The 21,695-nt window shown below is 63.9% G+C and carries 18 protein-coding genes; 9 read left to right on the top strand and 9 right to left on the bottom strand.

Features of this window, described 5'->3' with window-relative positions:
* The first annotated feature begins 37 nt into the window (after positions 1-37).
* On the top strand, positions 38-373 hold the full coding sequence (locus R3P95_RS05690) for an EthD family reductase (protein WP_317547588.1): 336 nt from the start codon (positions 38-40) through the stop codon (positions 371-373).
* Entirely contained in the window at positions 370-1,386 is a 1,017-nt protein-coding gene (locus R3P95_RS05685; RefSeq protein ID WP_317547587.1) for an MBL fold metallo-hydrolase, read from the top strand. The genes R3P95_RS05690 and R3P95_RS05685 overlap by 4 nt, the downstream gene beginning before the upstream one ends.
* A 31-nt stretch (positions 1,387-1,417) precedes the next feature.
* On the opposite strand, the gene R3P95_RS05680 is transcribed toward R3P95_RS05685, so the two are convergent.
* From R3P95_RS05680 to R3P95_RS05665, 4 genes are all read right to left on the bottom strand, one after another.
* On the bottom strand, positions 1,418-2,182 hold the full coding sequence (locus tag R3P95_RS05680; RefSeq protein ID WP_317547586.1) for an SDR family NAD(P)-dependent oxidoreductase: 765 nt from the start codon (positions 2,180-2,182) through the stop codon (positions 1,418-1,420).
* Positions 2,179-3,894, bottom strand: coding sequence for an ABC transporter permease (locus R3P95_RS05675; RefSeq protein ID WP_317547584.1), 1,716 nt, complete (start codon positions 3,892-3,894; stop codon positions 2,179-2,181). Before R3P95_RS05675 ends, R3P95_RS05680 begins: the two co-directional genes overlap by 4 nt.
* Positions 3,894-5,054 carry an ABC transporter ATP-binding protein gene (locus R3P95_RS05670; RefSeq protein ID WP_317547583.1) on the bottom strand — a complete coding sequence of 387 codons (1,161 nt, stop codon included), beginning with the start codon at positions 5,052-5,054 and terminating at the stop codon, positions 3,894-3,896. The genes R3P95_RS05675 and R3P95_RS05670 overlap by 1 nt, the downstream gene beginning before the upstream one ends.
* Positions 5,055-5,145: 91 nt before the next feature.
* Positions 5,146-6,186, bottom strand: a complete 1,041-nt coding sequence (locus R3P95_RS05665; RefSeq protein ID WP_317547582.1) for an ABC transporter substrate-binding protein — start codon at positions 6,184-6,186, stop codon at positions 5,146-5,148.
* Positions 6,187-6,527: 341 nt separating this feature from the next.
* Here R3P95_RS05665 and R3P95_RS05660 point away from each other — a divergent pair, with 341 nt between their 5' ends.
* The 3 genes from R3P95_RS05660 to R3P95_RS05650 all read left to right on the top strand — a co-directional run bounded on the left by R3P95_RS05660 (position 6,528) and on the right by R3P95_RS05650 (position 9,552).
* Entirely contained in the window at positions 6,528-8,036 is a 1,509-nt protein-coding gene (locus tag R3P95_RS05660; RefSeq protein ID WP_317547581.1) for an acetyl-CoA acetyltransferase, read from the top strand.
* Between the two features lie 40 nt (positions 8,037-8,076).
* Positions 8,077-8,676: a TetR/AcrR family transcriptional regulator gene (locus R3P95_RS05655; RefSeq protein ID WP_317547580.1), complete on the top strand. Its 600-nt coding sequence runs from the start codon at positions 8,077-8,079 to the stop codon at positions 8,674-8,676.
* Positions 8,677-8,760: 84 nt separating this feature from the next.
* Complete coding sequence (locus R3P95_RS05650; RefSeq protein ID WP_317547579.1) at positions 8,761-9,552, top strand: enoyl-CoA hydratase-related protein; 792 nt, start codon at positions 8,761-8,763, stop codon at positions 9,550-9,552.
* Between the two features lie 18 nt (positions 9,553-9,570).
* Here R3P95_RS05650 and R3P95_RS05645 read toward each other — a convergent pair whose 3' ends face one another.
* Genes R3P95_RS05645 through R3P95_RS05625 form a run of 5 tightly spaced genes read right to left on the bottom strand, consistent with a single transcriptional unit; the run spans position 9,571 to position 13,791 of the window.
* The gene (locus R3P95_RS05645) at positions 9,571-10,884 is read right to left on the bottom strand and encodes an MFS transporter (protein ID WP_317547578.1); all 1,314 of its coding nucleotides are present in this window, start codon (positions 10,882-10,884) and stop codon (positions 9,571-9,573) included.
* A 21-nt stretch (positions 10,885-10,905) separates the two neighbouring features.
* On the bottom strand, positions 10,906-12,135 hold the full coding sequence (locus tag R3P95_RS05640) for an alpha/beta hydrolase (RefSeq protein ID WP_317547577.1): 1,230 nt from the start codon (positions 12,133-12,135) through the stop codon (positions 10,906-10,908).
* Positions 12,132-12,377 carry a hypothetical protein gene (locus R3P95_RS05635; RefSeq protein WP_068046732.1) on the bottom strand — a complete coding sequence of 82 codons (246 nt, stop codon included), beginning with the start codon at positions 12,375-12,377 and terminating at the stop codon, positions 12,132-12,134. The genes R3P95_RS05640 and R3P95_RS05635 overlap by 4 nt, the downstream gene beginning before the upstream one ends.
* Positions 12,374-13,009: a VOC family protein gene (locus R3P95_RS05630; protein WP_317547576.1), complete on the bottom strand. Its 636-nt coding sequence runs from the start codon at positions 13,007-13,009 to the stop codon at positions 12,374-12,376. Before R3P95_RS05630 ends, R3P95_RS05635 begins: the two co-directional genes overlap by 4 nt.
* Before the next feature lie 29 nt (positions 13,010-13,038).
* Complete coding sequence (locus tag R3P95_RS05625) at positions 13,039-13,791, bottom strand: maleate cis-trans isomerase family protein (protein WP_317547575.1); 753 nt, start codon at positions 13,789-13,791, stop codon at positions 13,039-13,041.
* 252 nt (positions 13,792-14,043) lie between these two features.
* Here R3P95_RS05625 and R3P95_RS05620 point away from each other — a divergent pair, with 252 nt between their 5' ends.
* Genes R3P95_RS05620 through R3P95_RS05605 form a run of 4 tightly spaced genes read left to right on the top strand, consistent with a single transcriptional unit; the run spans position 14,044 to position 21,689 of the window.
* Positions 14,044-16,146 (top strand): hydantoinase/oxoprolinase family protein, encoded by a 2,103-nt coding sequence (locus R3P95_RS05620; protein WP_317547574.1) that lies wholly within the window; start codon positions 14,044-14,046, stop codon positions 16,144-16,146.
* 19 nt (positions 16,147-16,165) lie between these two features.
* Positions 16,166-18,487: a hydantoinase B/oxoprolinase family protein gene (locus R3P95_RS05615; RefSeq protein WP_317547573.1), complete on the top strand. Its 2,322-nt coding sequence runs from the start codon at positions 16,166-16,168 to the stop codon at positions 18,485-18,487.
* Complete coding sequence (locus R3P95_RS05610; protein ID WP_317547572.1) at positions 18,484-20,163, top strand: (2,3-dihydroxybenzoyl)adenylate synthase; 1,680 nt, start codon at positions 18,484-18,486, stop codon at positions 20,161-20,163. The genes R3P95_RS05615 and R3P95_RS05610 overlap by 4 nt, the downstream gene beginning before the upstream one ends.
* A complete protein-coding gene (locus R3P95_RS05605) occupies positions 20,160-21,689 on the top strand; it encodes an FAD-dependent monooxygenase (RefSeq protein ID WP_317547571.1) in 1,530 nt (509 codons plus the stop codon). The genes R3P95_RS05610 and R3P95_RS05605 overlap by 4 nt, the downstream gene beginning before the upstream one ends.
* Positions 21,690-21,695: the final 6 nt, after the last annotated feature.

Here is a 21,695-nt window from a genome sequence, read left to right as displayed (position 1 = left end):
GACCACTTGAACTGAACAGAATTCACTTAGGAGAGTTATGTACAACCTGGTACTCATCGCCGCCCGTCCGGAAGAATGGACCCACGAGCAGTTCATCGCCTGGTGGCGCGGTGAACATGCCGACGTCACGTACCCCCTGCCCGGATTGCTCCGCTGGCAGCACACCGAACTGGTCGAAGCATTCGGTAGCAAATCCCAAGGGTGGGACGGATTGTCGGTGCTCAGCTTCGAGTCACGCGACGCACTCGAAGCCGCCCTGGCCAGTGACGAGTGGAAAGCTGCCGTCGCCCATGTCGGGACCATGGGTGGGCGACGAATGATGTGGTACGGCGACGAGAAGACGATGGTGCCCCTCGCGAGCGACGCGGGATGACGTCGTCGTGGGCCGACCCGGGCTGTTTTGCAGTAGCAGACGGCGTTCATCGTGTTCCTCTGCAGATGCCGCAGGACGGCCTGCGGGCGATCAATGTCTATGTGCTGGAGACCGATACGGGGCTGGTGCTGATCGACGGCGGTTGGCACCGGGCATCCACTCACGACGAACTGGTCGATGCGTTGCGTCGCATCGGACGTCGACCGTCCGAGATTCACGACGTGTACGTCACCCACGTCCATCGTGATCACTACACGTTCGCAGTCGAGCTGCGTCGTCGATACGGGACCCGGGTGCATCTCGGTGCCGCAGAGGCACCGGGCATCGAGGCGATCGGTCGATTGCGCAGCAACGTTCCGGTCAGCTCGATTCGGGAGCTCGAGCGCGCGGGCGCGCCCGACATCGCTCGCATCGCGCTGAAGAGCGGGAAGGCCGAACCCTTCGAGGCTTCGGACTGGGAACTACCGGACGCGTGGTTGCAGCCCGGCCCCCTCGACATTCCCGGCCATGCGGTGGTCGCTGCGCACACCCCCGGGCATACCAAGGGCCACATGGTGTTTCACGACGCCGACCGGAACCTGTGCTACACCGGAGACCATGTGCTGCCCACGATCACCCCGTCGATCGGGTTCGAGCTCGGCGAGTGGGACCTCCCGCTGGCTCAATACCTGACGTCGCTGACCGCGATGCTCGACGAACCGGACCGGACGATGCTGCCGTCGCACGGCCATCCCGGTGCCGCTGTGCACGAGCGCTGCCGGCAGTTGCTCGAACACCACGATCGCCGCCTCGCCGCTACCGAGAGTGTCGTCGAATCTGCTCCTCGCGCAACCGGGTTGGACGTGGCGTCGGCGCTGACGTGGACCCGACACGATCGATCCTTCGCAACCCTGGACAGCTTCAACCAGATGGTGGCGACCTGCGAGACGCTTGCGCACCTCGATGTTCTGGTCCAGCGCGGCAGACTGTCGGCGCAGACCTCCAACGGGGTGGACTTCTTCACCAACTGCTGAAGCGTCTTTGCCGACAGCCCCGCCGGCTCGATCAGTCGCAGGTCCAGCCGCCGTCGACGTACAGCTCGGTCCCGGTGACGAACGTGGAGTCGTCCCCGGCCAGAAAGGCAACGGCGGCAGCCACTTCGGCTCCGGTTCCCAGTCGACCCATCGGGGTGTGCGCGATCATGGCGCTGTGCCGTTCGGAGCCCTCGTACCTTTCGAGCAGTTGCGTGGTGCCGATGAATCCGGGGTGGATGGAGTTGACGCGGACACCCTTGGTGGCCCAGTGCAGGGCTGCGTTCTTGGTCATGGTGCGCACAGCGCCTTTGGCCGCGGCGTACGCGAAGCTGTTACCGAGGCCGCCGACGCTGCCCAGGATGGAACAGATGTTGACGATGGAGCCTCCGCCCGATCGCTCGACGTACGCACCCGCGTGTTTCATTCCGAGCCACGTCCCGGTCTGACTGACTTCGACGACTCGGTTGTACCGCTCGAGATCCTCGTCGACCACCGTTCCGAGACTGCCGATGGCACCGTTGTTCACCACGGCGTCGAGCCGGCCGTGCTGCGCGGCCACTGCCTCGACAGCGCTGTGCCACTGATCTTCTCGGGTGATGTCCAAGCCGAGCGGTAGATGCCGTTCGGGCCCGTCCTGTGCGGCTACGAGTGCGCCGCACGCGGCACCGTCGACATCGGTCACCACGAGCACAGCGCCTTCCGAGGCCAGACGCTCGACGATCGCGGTGCCGATCCCTCCGGTTGCCCCGGTGACCAGAACGACCTTGTCCTGGAGCCGGGACCGCACGCCCGTCACAGCTTACTGAGCACGTTGCGGCCGCCGACGAGCATCGCCGCGGCGACACCGATCGTGGTGACGGCAGTCATCAGCAGTGCCATCGCAGCCACGAGCGGATAGGAGCCGTTCTGCCACATGTCGAACAGGAGTGTGCCCATCACCTGGGTGGTGGAGGCTCGCACGAGAAGTGACGCGGCGAATTCGTGGGTCAGCAGAATGAACATGAGCGCGACGGCACTGAGAATCGTCGGACGCATCAGCGGCAACATGATTCGGATGTTGGTGACGAACGGCGACGCACCACTGGTGGCCGACGCCTCGGTGTACGTGTTGCCCAGCGACAGCATGGCCGTCATCTGCATCCTCGTCGAGAACGGCAGCATCAGCACGATGTACACGAGGATGATCACCGTTCTGGTTCCGTAGAGGATCAGCGGCGGCTCGGTGTACGTGAGCAGGAATCCGACGCCGAAGATCACGGCCGGGATGCCCAGCGGCAGTGCGGTCATGAGGTCCGCGATCAGCGCGAGAATTCTGAACCGACGACCGCGGACGAGAAGGTTTGCCATCAGGTAGCCGAGCGGAATACAGATTGCTACTGCGCCCAGTGAGGTCAGCACACTGGTCAGGACCGATTCCACCACCGCCGTCGTGTCCATCAGTGCCCTGAAGTTGTCCAGCGTCAACAGACTCAGCGACAACGATCCCGACCAGTACGGCGTCAACGAGACGATGATCAGACCGACCAGCGGGATGACCAAGGCGAAGAGTGCGAACACGACGATGGTGACCGTGGCCCACGTGGCTTTACCGGTGGAGGGAGCGAATGCCTTGCCGCCGTGCGTGACGAAGCGAGTCTGGTTGCCCAGCAACGCCTTCTGCGCCAGCACCAGCACGAGTCCGAAGATCACGAGCGGAGACCCGGCGGCCGCAGCCGCGGCGAAGTCCGACGGGGATTCCGACACCCGGCGGTACATCTCGGTGGTCAGCACCTTGACGCCGGTGTTCGCACCCAGCAGCAGGGGACCGGTGAACTGGCCGAGTCCGAGGAGCAGCGCGATGCCGCCGCCGTAGATGAGGGACGGTCGAAGCAGTGGGAGGACGATCTTGAAAAAGATTCCCACCGTGGACGATCCGCTGACCTGGGCCGCTTCGAGGTGCTCGGAGCTGATGTTCTGCATGCCGGAGCTGACGAACAGGTATACGAACGACGTCAGACCGAAGCCGGTGAGCACGATGATCCACGGGACGGTGTACACGTCGATCGGTCCGCTGTCCGATCCACTCCACCACGGCAACAGTCGCAGGACCACGTTGAGATAGCCGGGCCCGGGAGACAGCAGGAACGCCCATCCGACCACGCTCGCCACCGCCGGCATCACGATCGGCAGGATGGGAATGACCCGAAGCCAACCCAGTTTTGCGGGGAGCCTGCTCGCAGCGAAGGCCAGCAACGTTCCCAGCACCATCGCGATGACCAACGAACCCAGCGCCAACGCCACGGTGGTTCGAAGAGTGACGCCGATGTCGAAGCGGCCGTACTGGCTTCGGTATCCGGCAGCGCCGTCCTCGAAGGCCAGCATCTGCAGTTTCACCATGGGAAGCACGACCAGATAGGCCAGGATGGCGGCGTAACCGATTCGCGCGCGCCAGGTCGGCGAAATCGTCAACGATCGCTTACCGGGCGCCTCGGCAGACGCGGGACGTTCGGTGTCGACGGCGGTTGCCATCACGAGGTCTTTCCAGCGGAACCGACGAGCTCGGAGCTCGTCCTGGAGGACGCGTCGGGAAGCGCGTACACCCTCAGGCACGACGGCGCGAAGCTGACGACGACGGGCTGCCCGGGTTTGCTACGCCGCAGTGCTGCACTGTGTTCGGCGGCCACGGCGCGCAGTGTCAACTGCTCGTCGCCGGTCTTGACTGCCACGTCGAAGTACCGACCGCCGTACTCGTACGTCACGAGTTCTGCGTGCAGGGCAATGTTTCCGGGCGGCACCTGGTCGGTGGTGTCGTGCAACAGCACATCGTCGGGTCGGAACCTGGCGACAGCACTGGTGCCTTCGTCTGCGCGCTCGCGGACTGTCGCTGTCTGCAAATCGATGACGTCCGAGCCGCTGGTGACCCAGCCGTCGTGGCCGCGCCGGAGTTCGAGTCGATTCCCCATCCCGATGAATGCGGCGACGTATTCCGATGCCGGATTCTCGAAGACGTGCTCGGGCTCGTCGTACTGTTCGATCTTTCCGGCCTTCATGATCGCGAGACGGTCGCCGAGTGCGAACGCCTCGGACTGGTCGTGAGTGACGAACACAGCGGTGAAACCGAGCTGTTGGTGTAGCTGGTGAATCTGCGACCGAACCTGGTCGCGCAGGCGTGCATCGAGATTGCTCAGCGGCTCGTCGAACAACACCAGATCCGGTTGGGCCACCAGCCCACGGGCCACCGCGACACGTTGCTGCTGGCCGCCGCTGAGCTGCGATGGGTACCGGTCGAGTAGAGCGCCGCAATCGACCATGTTCGCGGCTGTCTCGACAGCGCCGTCGGCAATCGCCTTCTTCAGTTTGCGTACCGTCAACGGGTACCGGATGTTCTCGGCGACCGTCATGTGGGGCCACAGCGCATACGACTGGAACACCATGCCGATGTTCCGCTTGTGAGCCGGCACATGGAGTTTCGACGACGCATCGAACACCGTCCGGCCCGCGAACGAAATGGAGCCGCCCTGGGGTGTCTCCAGTCCGGCGAGGCACCGCAGCGTCGTGGTCTTGCCGCAACCGCTCGGACCGAGCAGGACCAGAAATTCGCCCTGCTCGATCTCGAGGTCGAGGCTGTCCACGACGACGTTCGTACCGTACTTCTTCGTCAGTCCGGAGACCGAGAATCGAGAGGTCATTGCGTACTCACTTTCGGAGTATCGGTGTGCGTGGCTGTCACAGTGCATGTCGTGGTCCGTGCGCCGAGGCGACGTCTGGAACCGGGGAGGGTCAGCCCTGGAACAGGGTCTGCCATTCCTGTGAGTATTGCTCGACCTTCTCGGGCGTCAGTTCGGCGATGTCAGGAGTTGCAATGTCCTGAGCTCGCGCAACCGCACCCTCGATATCGGGGAGGACGGCGGCGTATCCGCCGTTCAGTGCCTGTTGGCCCTCGGCCGTCACCATGAAGTTGGCCAGCACCTGCGCTGCGTTGGGGTGTTGCGAGGCACTGAGAACCTCTGAGTACCAGGGGGTTCCCCACGGACTGTCGGGCAAGACCCAGTCGACCGGTGCGCCCGAGGCAACTTCGGTGACGAGAGGCTGAACACTGGGACTGACTGTCACTTCGCCCGACGTGAGGGCTTGCGCCACCCCGAGTGCACTGGGGTACACCCGCGGCGAGAGCTCGGCGATCTGGTTCCAGTAGTCCGCCCCGAAGGTCTCGGAGTAGTACTTGTAGAGATCGACGTACGACGCGATTCCGGTGGGGTTGACGATGCCGATCTTGCCCTGGAACTTCGGATCGATCAGGTCTTCCGGTGCGCTGACGCCGTCCGGCACCGCTGCGGTATTCCACCCGAGTCCGAACACCGCTGCGCTGGAGAGGAAGAACCGGTCGTTGATGACGCTGTCCGCCGGATCGAAAGCGGGCGCGTCCAGGTCGGGGCCGATGAGGTCGGTGGAGAATTGGCCGGATTCGGCGGCGTTCTCGATCCAGGCGGCGTCGGTGGTCATATGAACGTCGGCAATGCCGGTCCCCGTGCGATTCTCCGTTTCGACCCTGGGGTTGATTTCGGAGTCGGTGCCGCGGACGTACTCCATGTCGATCTCTGGGTACGTCGCCTCGAACGCTGCTGTCAAAGCGTCGAGGTTGGCCGGCTTCTGGCTGGAGTAGAGCATTACGCTGCCCTCCTCCTTCGCTGCAGCGATCACGGCATCCCAATCGCCCTCGACCGGAGCGGATGCGGAGGAAGACGATCCCCCGCATGCGGTGAGGCTCACCAGCGCAGCCGTCGCTGCCACGGCGACCATCGTCGTCCTGAACTTGTTCATGCCTGCGTTCCTTTCGGGCACGTCGATAACTTCCCGCGGACTCGGCGAGTCGTCGTAAGACGTGGAGTCGGTCGACATCGGATCGCAGACTCGACCCGGATGCTCGAGGTGGCTGCAACGTTCCATCAAACTGAACTGATGTCAGTTTGAAAGATAGCCGCCGGTGCGTGTGATGTCAATCACCAGGTAAGGCGCATGGGGAGTTGATACGCAGAGCGTCCGAACTCGGTCCGAGCCGCCGAAAACGATCCGTCGGGCCGATCGAGTTCCCCGGTAACGGGTGTGGCGTTGGCGATCGGCGGGCGGATTACGGATAGTTCCTGTCTGTATAGGCTGTGAAGATGTCCATCGACGCGGAACGAGTCCCGGTCATCGTGGGTGTGGGTGACCTGAAGTTCGAAGGCACCGGACCTGAGCGAAGCACCATCGAGCCTCTCGAGCTCGTTCTGCGCGCTGTGAACGCAGCGATCGACGACGCGGGTGGGCGCGGCCTCAAGGAAAAGCTCGACGCTGTGCACGCCGTTCGCACCACGAGCTGGAATTACGACGACCTTCCATCCCTGGTTGCCGAGCGGCTGGGCGTCACCCTCACATCCAGTTCCACCAGCACGATCGGCGGGCACCACCCCGCGCGCCTACTCGACCAGGTCGGCCGAGATATCGCCGAAGGACTCACAACTGCAGCATTGGTGGTGGGTGGCGAGGCGCAGGCCTCCGTCCGCGCCCTGATGAAGGCGGGTGTGGACCCCGGTGAGTCGGGTTGGACCACCGCACCGGGAGGCCCTCCGTCGTTCTCGCCCGAGGACCTCGGCAGCGCCGAAATGCAGCGAGCAGGAATTCTGGCACCGGTACAGATCTACCCGCTCTTCGAGAACGCCCGTGCCCACAGCCGTGGACTGACCCCCAACCAAGCATTGCTCGAATCGGCCGACATGTACTCCCGCTTCTCGGCAATCGCGGCCGAACATCCCGTTGCCTGGAGTCCTGTTGCACGCACGCCGGAGGACATCGGCACTGTCACGTCGTCGAATCGGTCTGTGTCCGATTGCTATCCACTGTCGATGAACGCCATGCCGTTCGTCGATCAAGCAGCTGCAGTCATGGTCTGTTCGTTGGCCACCGCTCGCAAGGCCGGTGTGGCAGAGGACCGGATGGTGTACCTGTGGGGTGGTGCGGGTGCCGTCGACAGTCCGGATGTGTTGGCGCGCGCTGTGTTCGACGACGCCCCGGCTCTGCGTGCGGCCGTGCAACGCGCATTGTCGAGGGCCGATGTCACCAGTGCGAACCTCGCATTCGTCGACGCGTACAGCTGCTTCCCGATCGTGCCGGCGCTATTGGCCGACGAGCTGGGCCTGGCCGAGCGATCGACGCCTACTGTCCTGGGCGGACATTCGTTCTTCGGTGGGCCGTTGAGCAGCTATTCGCTCCACGCCATCGCAGAGTCGACGCGGCTGCTGCGTCAGAACTCCGGAGTCGCGTTGGTTCATGCGAACGGCGGCTACCTGACGTACCAGCATGTGGTGCTGCTGTCCACGAGTGCTCATCGCGACGGATACATCGGCGATCCGGAGCCGGTGGATTCCTCGGGTACGCCGGCACATGTCGTGCATGGCTACTCGGGAAGGGCGACGATCGAGACGGCTACAGTCACCTACGACCGCAGCGGCCTGCCGGAGCAAGCGTTTGTCGTGGCTGCTACCGACGATGGGACCCGGGTAGCGGGCCGAGCTGGACATGAATTCGCAGCAATGCTTCACGACCTCGTGTCCGTGCGGAACGAGTCGGCCGTCGGACGCCGAATAGACCTGGTGGACAACGAGGGGAACCTTGCCGTCGATTTCTGCATGTAACCGTCGCGTTCGGCCGGCAGACCGGTGAGAGGATGCAGTCATGTCTCAGGATTCTCCGCGCGGACCAGGACGGCCTCGTGATGCGGACATGGAGGACCGCGTGTACGCCGCCGTGCTCGAGGTGTACTGGGAAACCAGTTGGCGCGGATTCACATTCGACGCAGTCGCGCGGCAGGCCAAGGTCGGCCGCGCCGCGCTCTACCGCCGCTGGGCCGACAAGGAAGAACTTCTGGTCCAGGCGCTCGAAGCTCGGTCGCCGCTGTCGACGCCTATCGACACCGGATCGGTCCGTGGGGACCTCGTCGAACTGGCGGAGCAATTGGCCGTCGGCTACGGGGAGCTGTGCGGCTTGGTCTCACTACGGGTGACTCTGGACGCGAGGGTGAATCCGGACCTGTTGTCGCATCTCACCGACACTCTCAACCAGAGCCGCTTGGTCACCACCCGACGCATCGTCCGCCGCGCCATTGCGCGAGGAGAGCTACCGGAGGGCACGTCTACGACGCTACTTCTCGAACTCGTGACGGGAGCGGTGTTGGCGCGTGCACTGTTCTCGCAAGCGCACGCAGGCGCGAGAAGTCGCGCCGCCGTAAACCACTCGACATTGGTCGTCGACACCGTACTGCGAGCATTGAGCTAGTCGACAATCGATCGGACCATTGCAGACAGTGACTGTCTGAATTAGTGTTGTGGGGTCTCACGGCCCGAAGAAATGAGGATCGACGTGTCCGAAGTGGTATCGACCGAAGTGCGGGGGCACACCCTCGTCGTCACCATCGATCGGCCGGAGGCAGCCAACAGCATCAACGCCGATGTGCATCGAGGTTTGGGCGCGGCCTGGGAGCTCGCCCAAGAGACCGACGACATCCGAGTCGTGGTGTTGACGGGCGCAGGCGACAAAATATTCTGTGCCGGAGCAGATCTGAAGGCCCTCGGAACGGCCGGACCCGCCGGGGTGACTCCACCGGACACCGCGCACTGGGGTTTCGCCGGAATCGTCAAACACCATATCGCGAAGCCGGTGATATCCGCGGTGAACGGCAGCGCCCTCGGTGGTGGGACGGAACTCGCGTTGGCCGGTGATCTTGTTGTAGCCGCGGAGAATTCGACCTTCGGACTTCCCGAAGTGAAGCGGGGTCTCATCGCCGGAGCGGGCGGTGTCTTCAGATTGACCACAGCCCTGCCGCGTGCCGTCGCGCTGGAGCTACTGCTGACCGGGAACGCCATGAGCGCCCAGGACGCGCTCCGGTGGGGATTGGTCAACCGCGTCGTTCCTCAGGCCGAAGTGCTGAGCACCGCTCTTGCCCTCGCAGACGTCATCTCCGCGAACGCACCTCTCGCTGTTCAGGCGAGCAAGCGCGTCGCTCGCGGGATCAATGACGGCGAGATCGAGACGGAAGCCCGCAGCTGGGAACTCAGCGAACAGGCTCTGGAGTCACTGAGCCGATCGGCGGACACCGTGGAAGGAATCATGGCCTTCATGCAGAAGCGCGATCCGGTGTGGACCGGCAAGTGAATCCGATCGTGAATGCACTCATTTTGCCTCGGGTACCTGGTGTAGACCTTCCGACGTAGATGCTCGGCTGCTACGCAGCTGTCGTCCCGCCGGAATCAGAATCGTCACCCCGGCTCCGATGATCGCCGGCAAGGCGAAAGCCAGAAGCTGAGTGCTGGTTCCCGCACCCGCGGCGACGAACAGTCCACCGTAGGTGGGCCCCACGATCGCGCCCAGTCGCCCCACCGCGAGTGCGACGCCCAGTCCTGTGGTCCGGCAGGACACGGGGTAGTAACTTCCGATGAAGGTGTTGAGCAGGATCTGCGTCCCGGTCGTTCCCATTCCTGCGATCAGCACCAGAATGTACACGATCCCGATCGGGGGAGTGGTCGCGATCAATGCCAACGACACTGCTGCACAGAGGAATCCGAGGGTGGTCACCGGTTTGATGCCGAACCGATCGGCCAGGTAGGCACCGCCGAGTGCGCCTACTGCACCGCCGACGTTGAGCACCAGCAGGAAGGACAGTGCGGCACCGAGCGGGTATCCGGCCGATCGCATCACTGCAGGCAACCAGGTCGCGACGCCGAACAACACGAGCAGACACAGCAGGGTCATCACCCAGAAGGACAGCGTCACTCGCGCACGGTTCGCGGTGAACAACGCACCGATTCCGCGATCTGTCGATGTCGGCTCACCACCGGAAACCTCGACTGTGTCCTCGAGTCCGTAACGAGTCGAGATCCTTTGTGCTGCATCCGTCCTACCCCGCGCGTTGAGGAAGGCGGGCGACTCAGGGAGGTATCCGATCATCATCGGCAGAATCAACAACGCCGGGATCATCCCAGCTGCGAACATCGCTCGGAAGCCGAATGCCGGGACGAGCCACAGCGACAGGATCCCCGCTGCGATACCGCCGACGCTGGTGCCCACGAACCCCAGTGCGACCGTTCTCGCTCTGGTGTCGAGGCGGGAAAATTCGATCAGCATCGACGCCGCGGTCGGCATCAGAACTCCAGCACCGACGCCGACGACAAATCGCGCTGCTCCGAACATTTCGGGCGAAGGTGCTATTGCGCAACATCCCATTGCGGCCGAGAACAAAGCGACCGCGGCGATCAAGGCGCGTCGTCTGCCCCAACGATCCGCGATGCTGCCCGCGGCCAGTGCCCCGACCAGCATGCCGACTCCCACCACGGATCCGAGTACACCGACGGTCGCTGGATCAAGGTCCCACGGCTCGTACGCCAGGAGCGACGGCACCACCGTTCCGTACATCAGAAGGTCGTATCCCTCCAGCGTCAAGGCCGCCAGGCACAGCGCAACGACGGGAGAAAAAGTGTTACGTGACATGATATTCCGCTCGCGAGAGGGTCAGATGAAGTGTTGGGACAACCAGTCACCGATATCGGCGGCGGCCAGAGACGCGCCGGTGGGCGCGCCATCGCGAATGGGGCCCCCGAAGTGGGTGCCCTCGATCGCCACGTGAGACTTGTCCACTGAGCCCAGGGCCTCGACCATTCTCGAGGCGTCCTCCGGAAAACACGCCTGATCGCCGGTCAATTCGACGAACAACGACGGGACCGTGACCGACGGTGCGCACCGAACGAAGTCGGCATTGGAGCTCAGACCGGACCACGTCGACAGCCAGGCATCCGGGGTGGCCAGACGGGCGAAACCGACAAGCCCGTAATTCGTCAGATCGGGCCGCCGGCCGAACAACGAACCGTAGGGGCGGGCGTTGGAACTGAGCGACAGGTCGGTGAATCTCAGGTCCGCGTCGGTGCGATAGACAGTCAATATCCGCGGTGCCAACGCATCTCGACGGTCGTGGGCGTTGCCGTTTGTCTTGAAACGCCGTCGGGCCTCGGATGCTTCGGCGACCCGTGACCGCGCGATCACGTCGAGGCGAGCGACGCGCTCGAGCTGAGCGGCGCGGTACTTCTGAACGAAATCGGCGGAATAGTTGGAGCTTTCCGGTGCCTCGACGAATCCGTTCGCACTGTCGAAAGGATCGAGTGCCGGGTCGACGGACATGGGGTCCGATTCGGCGACCACGGACGGATCGATCAGTCGCAGCAGCAGCGCGCCCTGTCCCGGGTGTGGAGCCATGAAAATCGCACCGTCCGGTACGGGCATCTCCGCGGATGCGAGGTCGATCGGCCGGCCGGCCGGCGTTGCCGCCAGCCGCTCCTCGGGCGTGAGCCCGGCCTGCTCGCAGTAGAACGCGAACAGCGTGCCACCGCCCGAGTGACCCAGTGTGACAACGTGATCGAAAGAGTGGGAGCGTAGGAACACCTGCCCGGCGGCGGCGTCGAGCAAAGCCTGCTCGTGCACCAGCGAGATGTCGTTGTTCACCGATCGCGTGCCCTGGGTCCACACTGCATATCCGCGTGCAAGCAGCTCTGGCACGAGAACGTGATGCGTCAGATCCTGGCGCGGGTGCATCAACGCAACGACGAGGTCCGCGCCCGGAACCGTTCTCAACACTCCACTGACCTTGGCGCCATCGGCAGTGGTCAGCTCGTGCGTCGACGTGACAGTGTTCGTCGGTGCCTCGGCCGCATCGAGGTAGCGTCCAGCACCGAGTCGGGTCCGAGTCATGACTGCTCGACGCGCAGGGCGTCTTTGTCCCACTGCGTGATTCGAGACTCCGACAGGCCGGAGACGCTGCTGTACCAGACGGCGTGCCTGCATCCGGTGGCCCGACGGTCGATGACGATGTCCTTGTCCGAGACTATGCGGAAGTACGGGCCGACGTGGTCGACGCGTACGGCTGGGTCGACGTCGGCCACCGAGGCGATACTGGTGTTCTCGGGTATATCGAGCACATACAACGTGGTCACGACACTCCCACCTCGTTCTCGGCCGACCAATCAGCCGCACGTTCGACGATCAGTTCGGCCTTGCGGGTCAACAGGTTCGCCATGCTCGGGTCGGGTCCGCGCACGATGTCGATCAGAGCGTCGATCGTCAGGTTCGCGTCGAGATCTTCCTGCGGCGTGACCGGACGCATCGCGCGGGTGAGCTCGATCATGTAGCCGTTGGGATCGTGTGTGTAGATCGACTCGATCGTCTCGTGTTGGATTTGCATCTCCACGGGCCAATCACTGCCGTCCAACCGTCGCCGATATTCCATCAGGTCCGCTTCGCTGTCGACGTGAATCGCGAGATGACGCGAGCGGATGAAGAAGATCGGTACGTTCTCGGCGAAGCGCGAGTACGAATCACCCTGTGGTCCTCCGTCGAACGGTTCGAGACCGAAGTAGTAGAAGAACGCGAGTCGGTCGTCGTTGCCGATGTCGAAGAAGAAGTGGATGAAGTCCGGATGCTTCTCCGGGCCCCATCCTGCTGCGCAGATGGAGTGGACGACGGGGAACCCGAGAACGTCACGGTAGAACTCGACCGTTGCTGCCGGATCGAATGTGGGGTAGGCGACGTGGTCGACGCCCCGCACCTTGTGTGGCAAGTCGGACATGAAGATTTCCTCTCTACGAAAGTGACGATCTAGGACGTGACGACGGCGTCTGCCCGAAGAAGTGAGCCGGCGTCCGGAAGATCGACGGGTAGGTCGAGCGCACGGAGCAGGCTGTAGGCACCTGCCGTCGCGGCCGACAGAACGGGGATGCCGAATTCGTCCTCGGCAGCCTGGACGAGCGGTAGGGACGGCATCTGTACACACGCGGAAATCACCAGAGCGTCGGCACCGGTGAGATCCAACGACCGTGCCGCGTCCATGACTCGTTCGCCTGGGATGCAACCGACTTCGGCGTTGTCGGACACCTCCAGCGCACGCCAATCGAGTACGCGAATGCCCTCGGCCTCGATGTAGTCGACGACCTTCTCCGCGAGTGGTCGCATGTACGGCGTCACGAGAACTATGTTCTTGGCGTCCAGCGCACGCAGGCCTTCCACAAGAGCGCCCGCGCTCGACCTGACGGCTGCATTGGACCCGCCCGTGGCGAGTTGTTCCGCTATGAGCCCCTCCACCCGTTGGTGTTCCCCGGGCCCGGCGACCATGAGGGCGACGAGGCACGCATAGAGAACAGCGTCGATTCCGGCATCGCCCAATTCGAGGATGCACCGTTCGCGCTGGGCATTCATGGCCCGCAATTGTTCCGGCGACACGGCCTGCATGCGCATGCGCGAGGAGTGGAACGAAAACCGGGCATGTCGATGTCGCGCCAACAATGCGGGCATCTCCGTTTCCACGGTGACGTTGGAGCTCGGTACGACCAAGCCCACACGATGAATACTCATGAACTGCCTTTCGGTAATTGACGCTGATGACGAGTATTCGACGTATGCGACGATTCGTCAAGCGGCTTGGACCAGGGAAATCGAATCGATGCGTCCGTTCGGGCAGTATCGAGCAGGGTGACAGCACTCACATTCGTGCTTGACATGTCGTCGTCTACGTCGAATACTCGACGCAGACGTAAGCAGTGTTCGAGGGTGTTTCGCTCTCACACGCCAGGACGTCTTCGACTCGGACCTAAGGAGCACACCGGCATGACCTATGTGATCGGAGTGGACGTCGGCGGAACGTTCACGGACGCAGTACTCGACGACAGTTCCGGGACCGTGGTCGCTGCAAAAGCGCCCTCGACTCCACCCGACTATTCACAGGGCGTCATCGACGTTCTCGAAGCGTTGGCCGAGCAACTCGGATGCCAGGTGCAGGAAATGCTGGCGAACACCCACCACATCGCGCACGGCACCACGTCCTCGCTCAACGCTCTGGTGATGGGTAACGTCCCGCCGGTCGGGTTCCTGACCACCAAGGGGCATCGCGATTCGATCTACATCATGAACGTCGAGGGCCGGTACCTCGGTGGCTCGCCCGAGCAACTGCAGAACGTGTTGGGGCAGAGCAAGTCCCACGGTCTCGTTCCCAAGCGGCATGCGCTGGAGGTCACCGAACGCCTCGATCGAGACGGCAACGTCGTCGTAGCCCTCGACGAAGAGTCCGCACGTATCGCCATCCGAAGCCTCGTCGACGACGGTGTCTCCGGCATCGCGGTCTCGCTGCTCTGGTCGTTCCGTAACCCCCTGCACGAGCAGCGCATTCGTGAACTCGTGCACGAGATCGACCCCGACATGTTCGTCTCGCTGTCCTCCGAGGTGAGCCCGCGCATCCGCGAGTTCGCTCGTAATGCAACCACGATCATGAGTACCCAGATCGGCCCGGGGTTGCGCGATTACCTCGGCTCGTTGGAAAAGAAGCTACGTGCCCTCGATCTCGCGGGCCCACTGCTGGTGATGCAGAGCAACGGCGGTGCCGTTGCCGCAGCCGAGGCCCCGAAGAACGCCATCAGCACAGTCGGGTCCGTGTTGACCGGCGGCGTGGTCGGAGCGGTGTCGCTCGGAAAGCAGCTCGGTCACAAGAACATCATCGCCACCGACGTCGGCGGAACCACCTTCCTCGTCGGCCTCGTCGTGGACGGTGAGCCGGTGCGTGCGTCGAGCACCATCATCAACCACCACCCGATCAATGTCCCCACCCTGCAGGTGCACGCCATCGGCTCGGGCGGCGGTGCCATAGCGTGGGTGGATGCGGGTGGCAACCTCCAGATCGGTCCGCACAGCGCCCAGGCGGTACCCGGACCCGCCTGTTACGGGCAGGGCGGCACCGAACCCACCAATGCCGACGCCAATCTCGTCCTCGGGATTCTCCCCGAGCGCGGCCTGCTGGGAGGACGCAAACCACTCGACAAAGAGCGTGCGCGCGAGGCCATTCGACGCCGCATCGCGGAACCGCTCGGTCTGTCGGTCGAGGACGCAGCCGCCGCGATCTACGCCGTCCAGAACGCACAGACCGGCGACCTGCTGCGCAAGACCGTCGTCGAAGCCGGGCACGACCCGCGCAACTTCGTTCTCTACGCGTTCGGCGGAGCCGGCCCATCACATTGCGCCGCCTATGCAGCCGAAGTCGGCGTCAAGGAGGTCATCGTTCCGCTCGGGCAGGTGGCATCGGCGTTCTCGGCCTACGGTCTTGCGTCGTCGAACATCGTGCTCGCGGCCGAGCTGTCCGACCCGGCAGCGATGCCGCTCGATCCTGCTCGCGCAGAAGCGAATTTCGACGGTCTCGAGAAGCGCGTCCGCGAAGCCCTCGGTCGACAAGGGCTCAATTTCACGTCTGTCCAGGTCGAACGTGAAATCGACATGCGGTACACGATGCAGTTGGCAGAAGTTGCAACAACCATTCCCGAGGGCTCGCTGGACTCGGCGAGCGTCGCACACGCCTCCGATCTCTTCGAGCAGCGTTACGCAGATCTGTACGGCAAGGACAGCGGATTTCGCGAAGCCGGCATTCAGGCGATCACCTATCGCGTGCGTGCAACCGGCGTCCTGCCGTTCTCGCCTACCCTCCCCGAGCTCAAGTCGGCCGACTCCGCCGACGCCTCGGTCGCTCGCATCGGCACCCGAAAGGTCAACCTGGACGGTCGAATCGGCTATGTCGACACCGACATCTACGACTACAGCAAGCTCGCCGCCGGGCACGTGCTCGCCGGTCCCGCCATCGTCGAAGTCCCGACGACCACAGTCGTCGTCCCGCACGGAACCACCGGAACTGTCGACCGCCTCGGCAACCTCAACATCGTCGCCGGCTGAGACCACAGGAGAACCGAACATGACATCAGCGATTCCCGGGTCCGAGATCTTCTCGTCCCGCCCCGTCGACCCCGACGCCCTCGCCCGCACGCTCCCACCGACGCTGCCGGTGCACACCGTCACCCAGCAGCAGATCGACGAACTCGACCCGCTGACCTACGAGGTCATCCGTCACCGACTCTGGTCTGTCACCGACGAGATGGGCGAGGCACTCAAACGAATGTCCGGCTCACCCATCGTCACCGACGCGAACGATTTCGACTTCGCGATCAGTGACGAACTGGGACAGGAGGTTCAGGTAGGCCTCTACAACACCATGCTCGTCGGAGCCGTCGACCTGGCGATCTACTGGACCCTGCAACACCGCGCCACCAACCCGGGGATCGTGGAGGGCGACATGTTCCTCTGCAACGACCCATGGGTCGGCGGGGGACTGCACCAGAGTGACGTCATCGTCTACCAACCCATCTTCCACGAGGGCAAGCTCTTCGCGTGGACCAGCGCGATCTGCCACGAACCCGATCTCGGTGGTTCCGGCCTCGGATCGTTCGACCCGTCGGCGAAAGATGTTTTCTCCGAATCGCTTCCGACTCCGCCGGTCAAGGTGGTCCGCGACTACGAGCTACAGCGCGACGTCGCCGATCTCTGGGTTCGACGCTCCCGTGTTCCCATGCTGGTCGGGCTCGACCTGCGCGCCAAGATCGGCGCGAACACCGTCGGCCGCAATCGCATGCTCGCCGTCATCGAGCAGTACGGTGCCGACACCGTCAAAGCCGTCATGAAGCGCATGATGACGGACGCCGAAGGGCGACTGCGCAGCAAGCTCTCCTCGCTCCCCGACGGGACCTGGAAGGCCACCGGCTACCAGGACCAGTCGCACACCGGTGACCGCGAGGTTCACAAGATCACGGTCGCGATGAGCAAGACCGACGACCATCTCACGTTCGACTTCACCGGCACCGACAAGCAGACGGGCGTCATCAACTGCACGTACGCAGGCATGCGCGGCGGCGTTATGCTCGCGTTGCTTCCGATCCTCGCGGGTGACATTCCCTGGTCCGCAGGCGGATTGATGCGATGCTTCGACCTGGTGTCCGAGGAGGGCACCATCAACAACGCGCGCTTCCCTGCAGCAGTCAGCCGTGGTCCCATCGGACCCGCTTGGCTGACCGGAACCCTCATCGCGGAATGCCTGTCGCAGATGCTCGACCGATCGGTCGACCTCGGCAAGAGCGTGCAGGCTGCGTGCTGCGGTACCTGGGACACCGCGGTGATCGCAGGCCTCGACGAACGCGGGGAACAACCCGTTCCGTTCCTCAACATCATGATGGAACCGATGGCAGGCGGTTACGGCGCACGCCCGACCGCGGACGGCATGGACACCGGAGGCCTCTTCTGTATTCCGATGGGGCGCATCCCCGATACGGAAATGACCGAGTTCCTCTACCCGCTGCTCACACTGTGGCGTCGTGAAGAGCCCGACTCGGGTGGACCCGGTCGTCAACGCGGTGGCGTCAGTGCATCGCTCGCTGTGACGCCGTACGGCACCTCGCTCCCGATGGGCCTCGTCCTCGCCTCGGCGGGTAAAGCCGTGGCGCAGAACAACGGCCTCGCCGGCGGGTACCCCGGCAACACCGGACTCGAAATTCTGGCGCGAAGTACCGACGTCATCGAGCAGTTCGCAGCGGGAAAAATTCCCGGAGCCCTCGAAGATCTGGGCGGCGGAAAGGAATTCGGCGCATGCTACGCCGAAAGCTATGTCGCTCCCGGTGAGGTGCTGTACATGCATTGGCAGGGAGGCGGCGGCTACGGAGATCCGTTGCATCGCGATCCGGCGGCTGTGGTCGTGGACCTACGGGAGGGCAAGGTCACCGCAGAGGGGGCGAACGTCGTCTACGGCGTGGTCATCGACGCGGGAAAGGTGGACGAGGCAGCAACTGCGCGACGACGTCGAGACATGATCGACGAACGGCGCACGCGTTCCACCCAGCACTCCGACGCTCCCATCATGGATCTCTCGCTGGCAAGACGTCTCGACGACAACCTGTCCGAGGTGACCGTCGGGGACGTTCGGGTCATCGCCTGTGCACAGTGCGGCCGGCTCCTCGGTGACGAGAAGTCGAGTGGTGTACTGGATCTGGCTCGCTACGAGGGGCCGTCCTCGGCGGCGGGGCCGCAGGTGACATCGGATCCCTCCATCTACGTCGACACGCCCATCGTGTTCCGTCAGCTGTGCTGCCCGGGATGCTGGACGGCCGTGTACTCGGGAATCGTTCCTGCCGATCATCCCGATCATTCGTTGGAGATCTCTCGATTGCTTCCTGCGGTGGCCGAACGATGACGGTGACCACGGAGACGACCCATTCCGACTGGGACGGCAGGCTGGTGGGATACCCGGAGGATCGCGCGCAGCGTTACCGTGAGACTGGTTCGTGGAGCTCACTTCCCACGAGTCGCCGGTTCCGCGACATCGCTCTTCGGTATCCCGACAGGCTTGCGATCATCAGCGCCGAGGGTTCGATGACGTTCGCCGAACTCGATCGTCGTACCGATGCGGTCGCCGCCGGATTGATTCGACTGGGACTGGTGCGCCTGGACCCTGTGCTGTTCCAGATGACGAACCGGCTCGAGACGGTGCTGGCCTGGTACGGCTGCGTCAAGGCCGGACTGGTTCCGGTCGCCACACTGGCCGCGCACCGAATGCACGAGATTGCGCACATCGGTGCCGCGGTGGGCGCGGTCGCGCATGTGGTCGAGGCCGGTCTGCCGTCGTTCGACCTGGTCTCGTTCGCCTACGAACATGCAGAAGGGAGCGAGACCGTTCGCCACGTGGTGACGGTCGGGGCGAACGAGGGTGACGGACTGCGGTTGGAGGACCTCGGCCGCGACATCGATGCCACCGAGGCCCGAGCTCTCGTCGACACCATCGAGGCCGAGACGGATCCCGAGGACGTGGTTGCATTCCAATTGTCCGGCGGGACTACGGGAGTACCCAAGGTCATTCCGCGGATCCATGCCGAATACTGGAACAACGCGCTCATGTACGCCCAACGGCTCGAATGGACCGCGGACAGCCGCGTCGCCCATCTGATCCCCATCGTGCACAACGCGGGGATAGCCTGCGGTCTGCACGCCTCGCATTCGGTCGGCGCGTGCCTGGTACTCGCGACCGCCGACGTCGGATCGGCGTTGGACCTCATGGAACGTGCGGAGGCCACCGAGGTGTTGATCGGCCACGGTCACTACCAGGCGGTGCTGAGTCCCGAGTTCGATCGGGTGCGCGAACGTCTGCGGCACGTGATCCTGTCCGGTGCCAAAGTGTCACCGGCGCTGATGGACCGCGTCGACGACGGCGGAGATCATTGGGCGGGTCAGTTGTTCGGGATGTCCGAGGGGCTGCTCACCGTCACCCCGGTCGCCGCCCCTCGCGACGCTCGAATCACCACCGTCGGCACTCCTGTCTGCGCCGAGGACGAGGTGCGCATTCTCGATCCCGGCACGGAGATCGAGCTACCCGTCGGGGAAGTCGGCGAATTGTGTTGCCGTGGCCCGTACACGATCACCGGGTATTTCGGTGCCCCCGAGCACAATCGGACTGCCTTCACCTCCGACGGCTTCTACCGAACCGGCGATCTGGCGTCGATCTCCGTCGTCGACGGCGAGCGGTACGTCACGATCGAGGGGCGCATCAAAGACCTCATCAACCGCGGCGGCGAGAAGATCAACGCCGAGGAGGTGGAGCTTCTTCTGCTCGACCATCCGGCCATCGTGGGCGCGGCCGTCGTCGCGATGCCCGACCCTCGACTCGGCGAGAAGACGTGCGCGTATCTCGTCACCGACGGGGCCCCGTTGACGATGGCCGACGTGCAGGACCATCTCACGGGACTCGGTGTGGCCAAGTTCAAATGGCCGGAGCGCCTCGAGTGGCTCGACGCGCTTCCCCGAACCAACGTCAACAAGATCGACAAGAAGCGTTTGCGGCTGGACATCGCCGCGAAGCTCGAGAGGCAACAATGAAACTCGACCGCGTCGCAGTCATCGGCGGGGGCCCCGGTGGCCTCTATGCCGCGCGGCTGCTGAAACTGTCCAATCCCAACGCGGAGATCACCGTCTACGAACAGAGTTCACCGGACACCACGTTCGGGTTCGGAGTCGGCCTCGCCTCGCGGACGCAGCGGAATCTACGTCAGGCCGACGCTGCATCACTCGATGCAATTGTCGCCCAGGCGTATTCACACGAGATGTCGATGCAGGTGGGGGAGTCGATCGCCCGCTTGGCCCACGGTGATCTGCTCGCTGTGGCCCGTACCTCGCTGCTGTCCGTCCTGCAGGAGCAAGCGCGTGACGCCGGTGTCCGGCTCGAATTCGGCGAACGCCGTGAACCGGGTGATCTCGATGTCGACCTCGTCATAGCCTCGGACGGAATCAACAGCGCAACGCGAACGGCAGACCCGGGTTTCGGCACCGACATCACCATCGGGACCGGCCTCTACCTCTGGTGCGGAACGGATTTCGCACTGGCAAGCGCCATCTTCGTACCCGTCACCACCGAGCACGGCACTTTCGTCGCGCACGCGTATCCCTATGCGCCGGATCGCAGTACGTTCCTGATCGAGACGGATCTCGACACGTGGCATCGCGCGGGCTTCGACGTCACGACGGCAGCCACCGACCCGACCGACAGTGACGAGGCATCGTTGCGCTACCTCGAGTCTGCTTTTGCCGACACCCTCCAGGATCACAGGCTCATCGGCAACAGGACCCGGTGGATGCAGTTCCGAACCGTCAAGTGCCGCAGGTGGTCCGTGGACAACGTCGTTCTTCTCGGGGACGCCGCCCACACAGCGCACTACTCGATCGGATCGGGAACGAAGCTTGCTATGGAGGACGCCATCGCCCTCGATGCGGCACTGGCGTCGGCTGCGACCGTCGGCGATGCCCTCACCGAGTACGAACGGGTGCGTCGCCCCGCGGTCGAACACCTTCAGCAGATTGCCATGCGAAGTGAACAATGGTGGGAGTCCTTTCCGCAGCGCATGGATCTGCCCGTGGACCAACTGATGGTGGCGTACATGACGCGCGCCGGAAAGGTCGGCCTGGAGCGATTTCTCGAATCTGCCCCCGAGGTGGCGTGGAAGGGTATCGCGAGCTACGCGCAGATCCCCGCGGACTCGGAGGTTCCTGCCGATGTGTCCCGCTGGATCCTCTCGCGGCCCATCGAACACGGTGGGCGGTCGTTTTCCGATCGATTCGCCCCGTCCGATCTTCGCGAGGACCCGACGACGACGGTGGTCTCCGTGGACGTCGAATCTGCGTGGAACGAGAAGGCGACGGCCATCGTCGACGAGTCCAGGGCAAGTTCCACGGTGTGGCTGACCGGGTCCGGCGAGCGTGATCACGTCCTGACCCGACTCGATGTCGCGGAGCGAATGATGCGCAGCACCGGCGCGCTCGTCGTCGTCGACGTGCCGGAGGAGTGTTTGTCCGATGCGGTGGCAGGTCTGGTCAGTGCGCGCACCCACCTCGTGTCTGTCGGTCGTTGACGGGAG

This window comes from Rhodococcus cercidiphylli (assembly GCF_033042225.1).
In the GTDB taxonomy this organism is placed as follows: Bacteria; Actinomycetota; Actinomycetes; order Mycobacteriales; family Mycobacteriaceae; genus Rhodococcoides.
The sequence above is the reverse complement of the archived record's forward strand: the minus strand, read 5'-3'. Positions and strand labels throughout refer to the sequence as shown.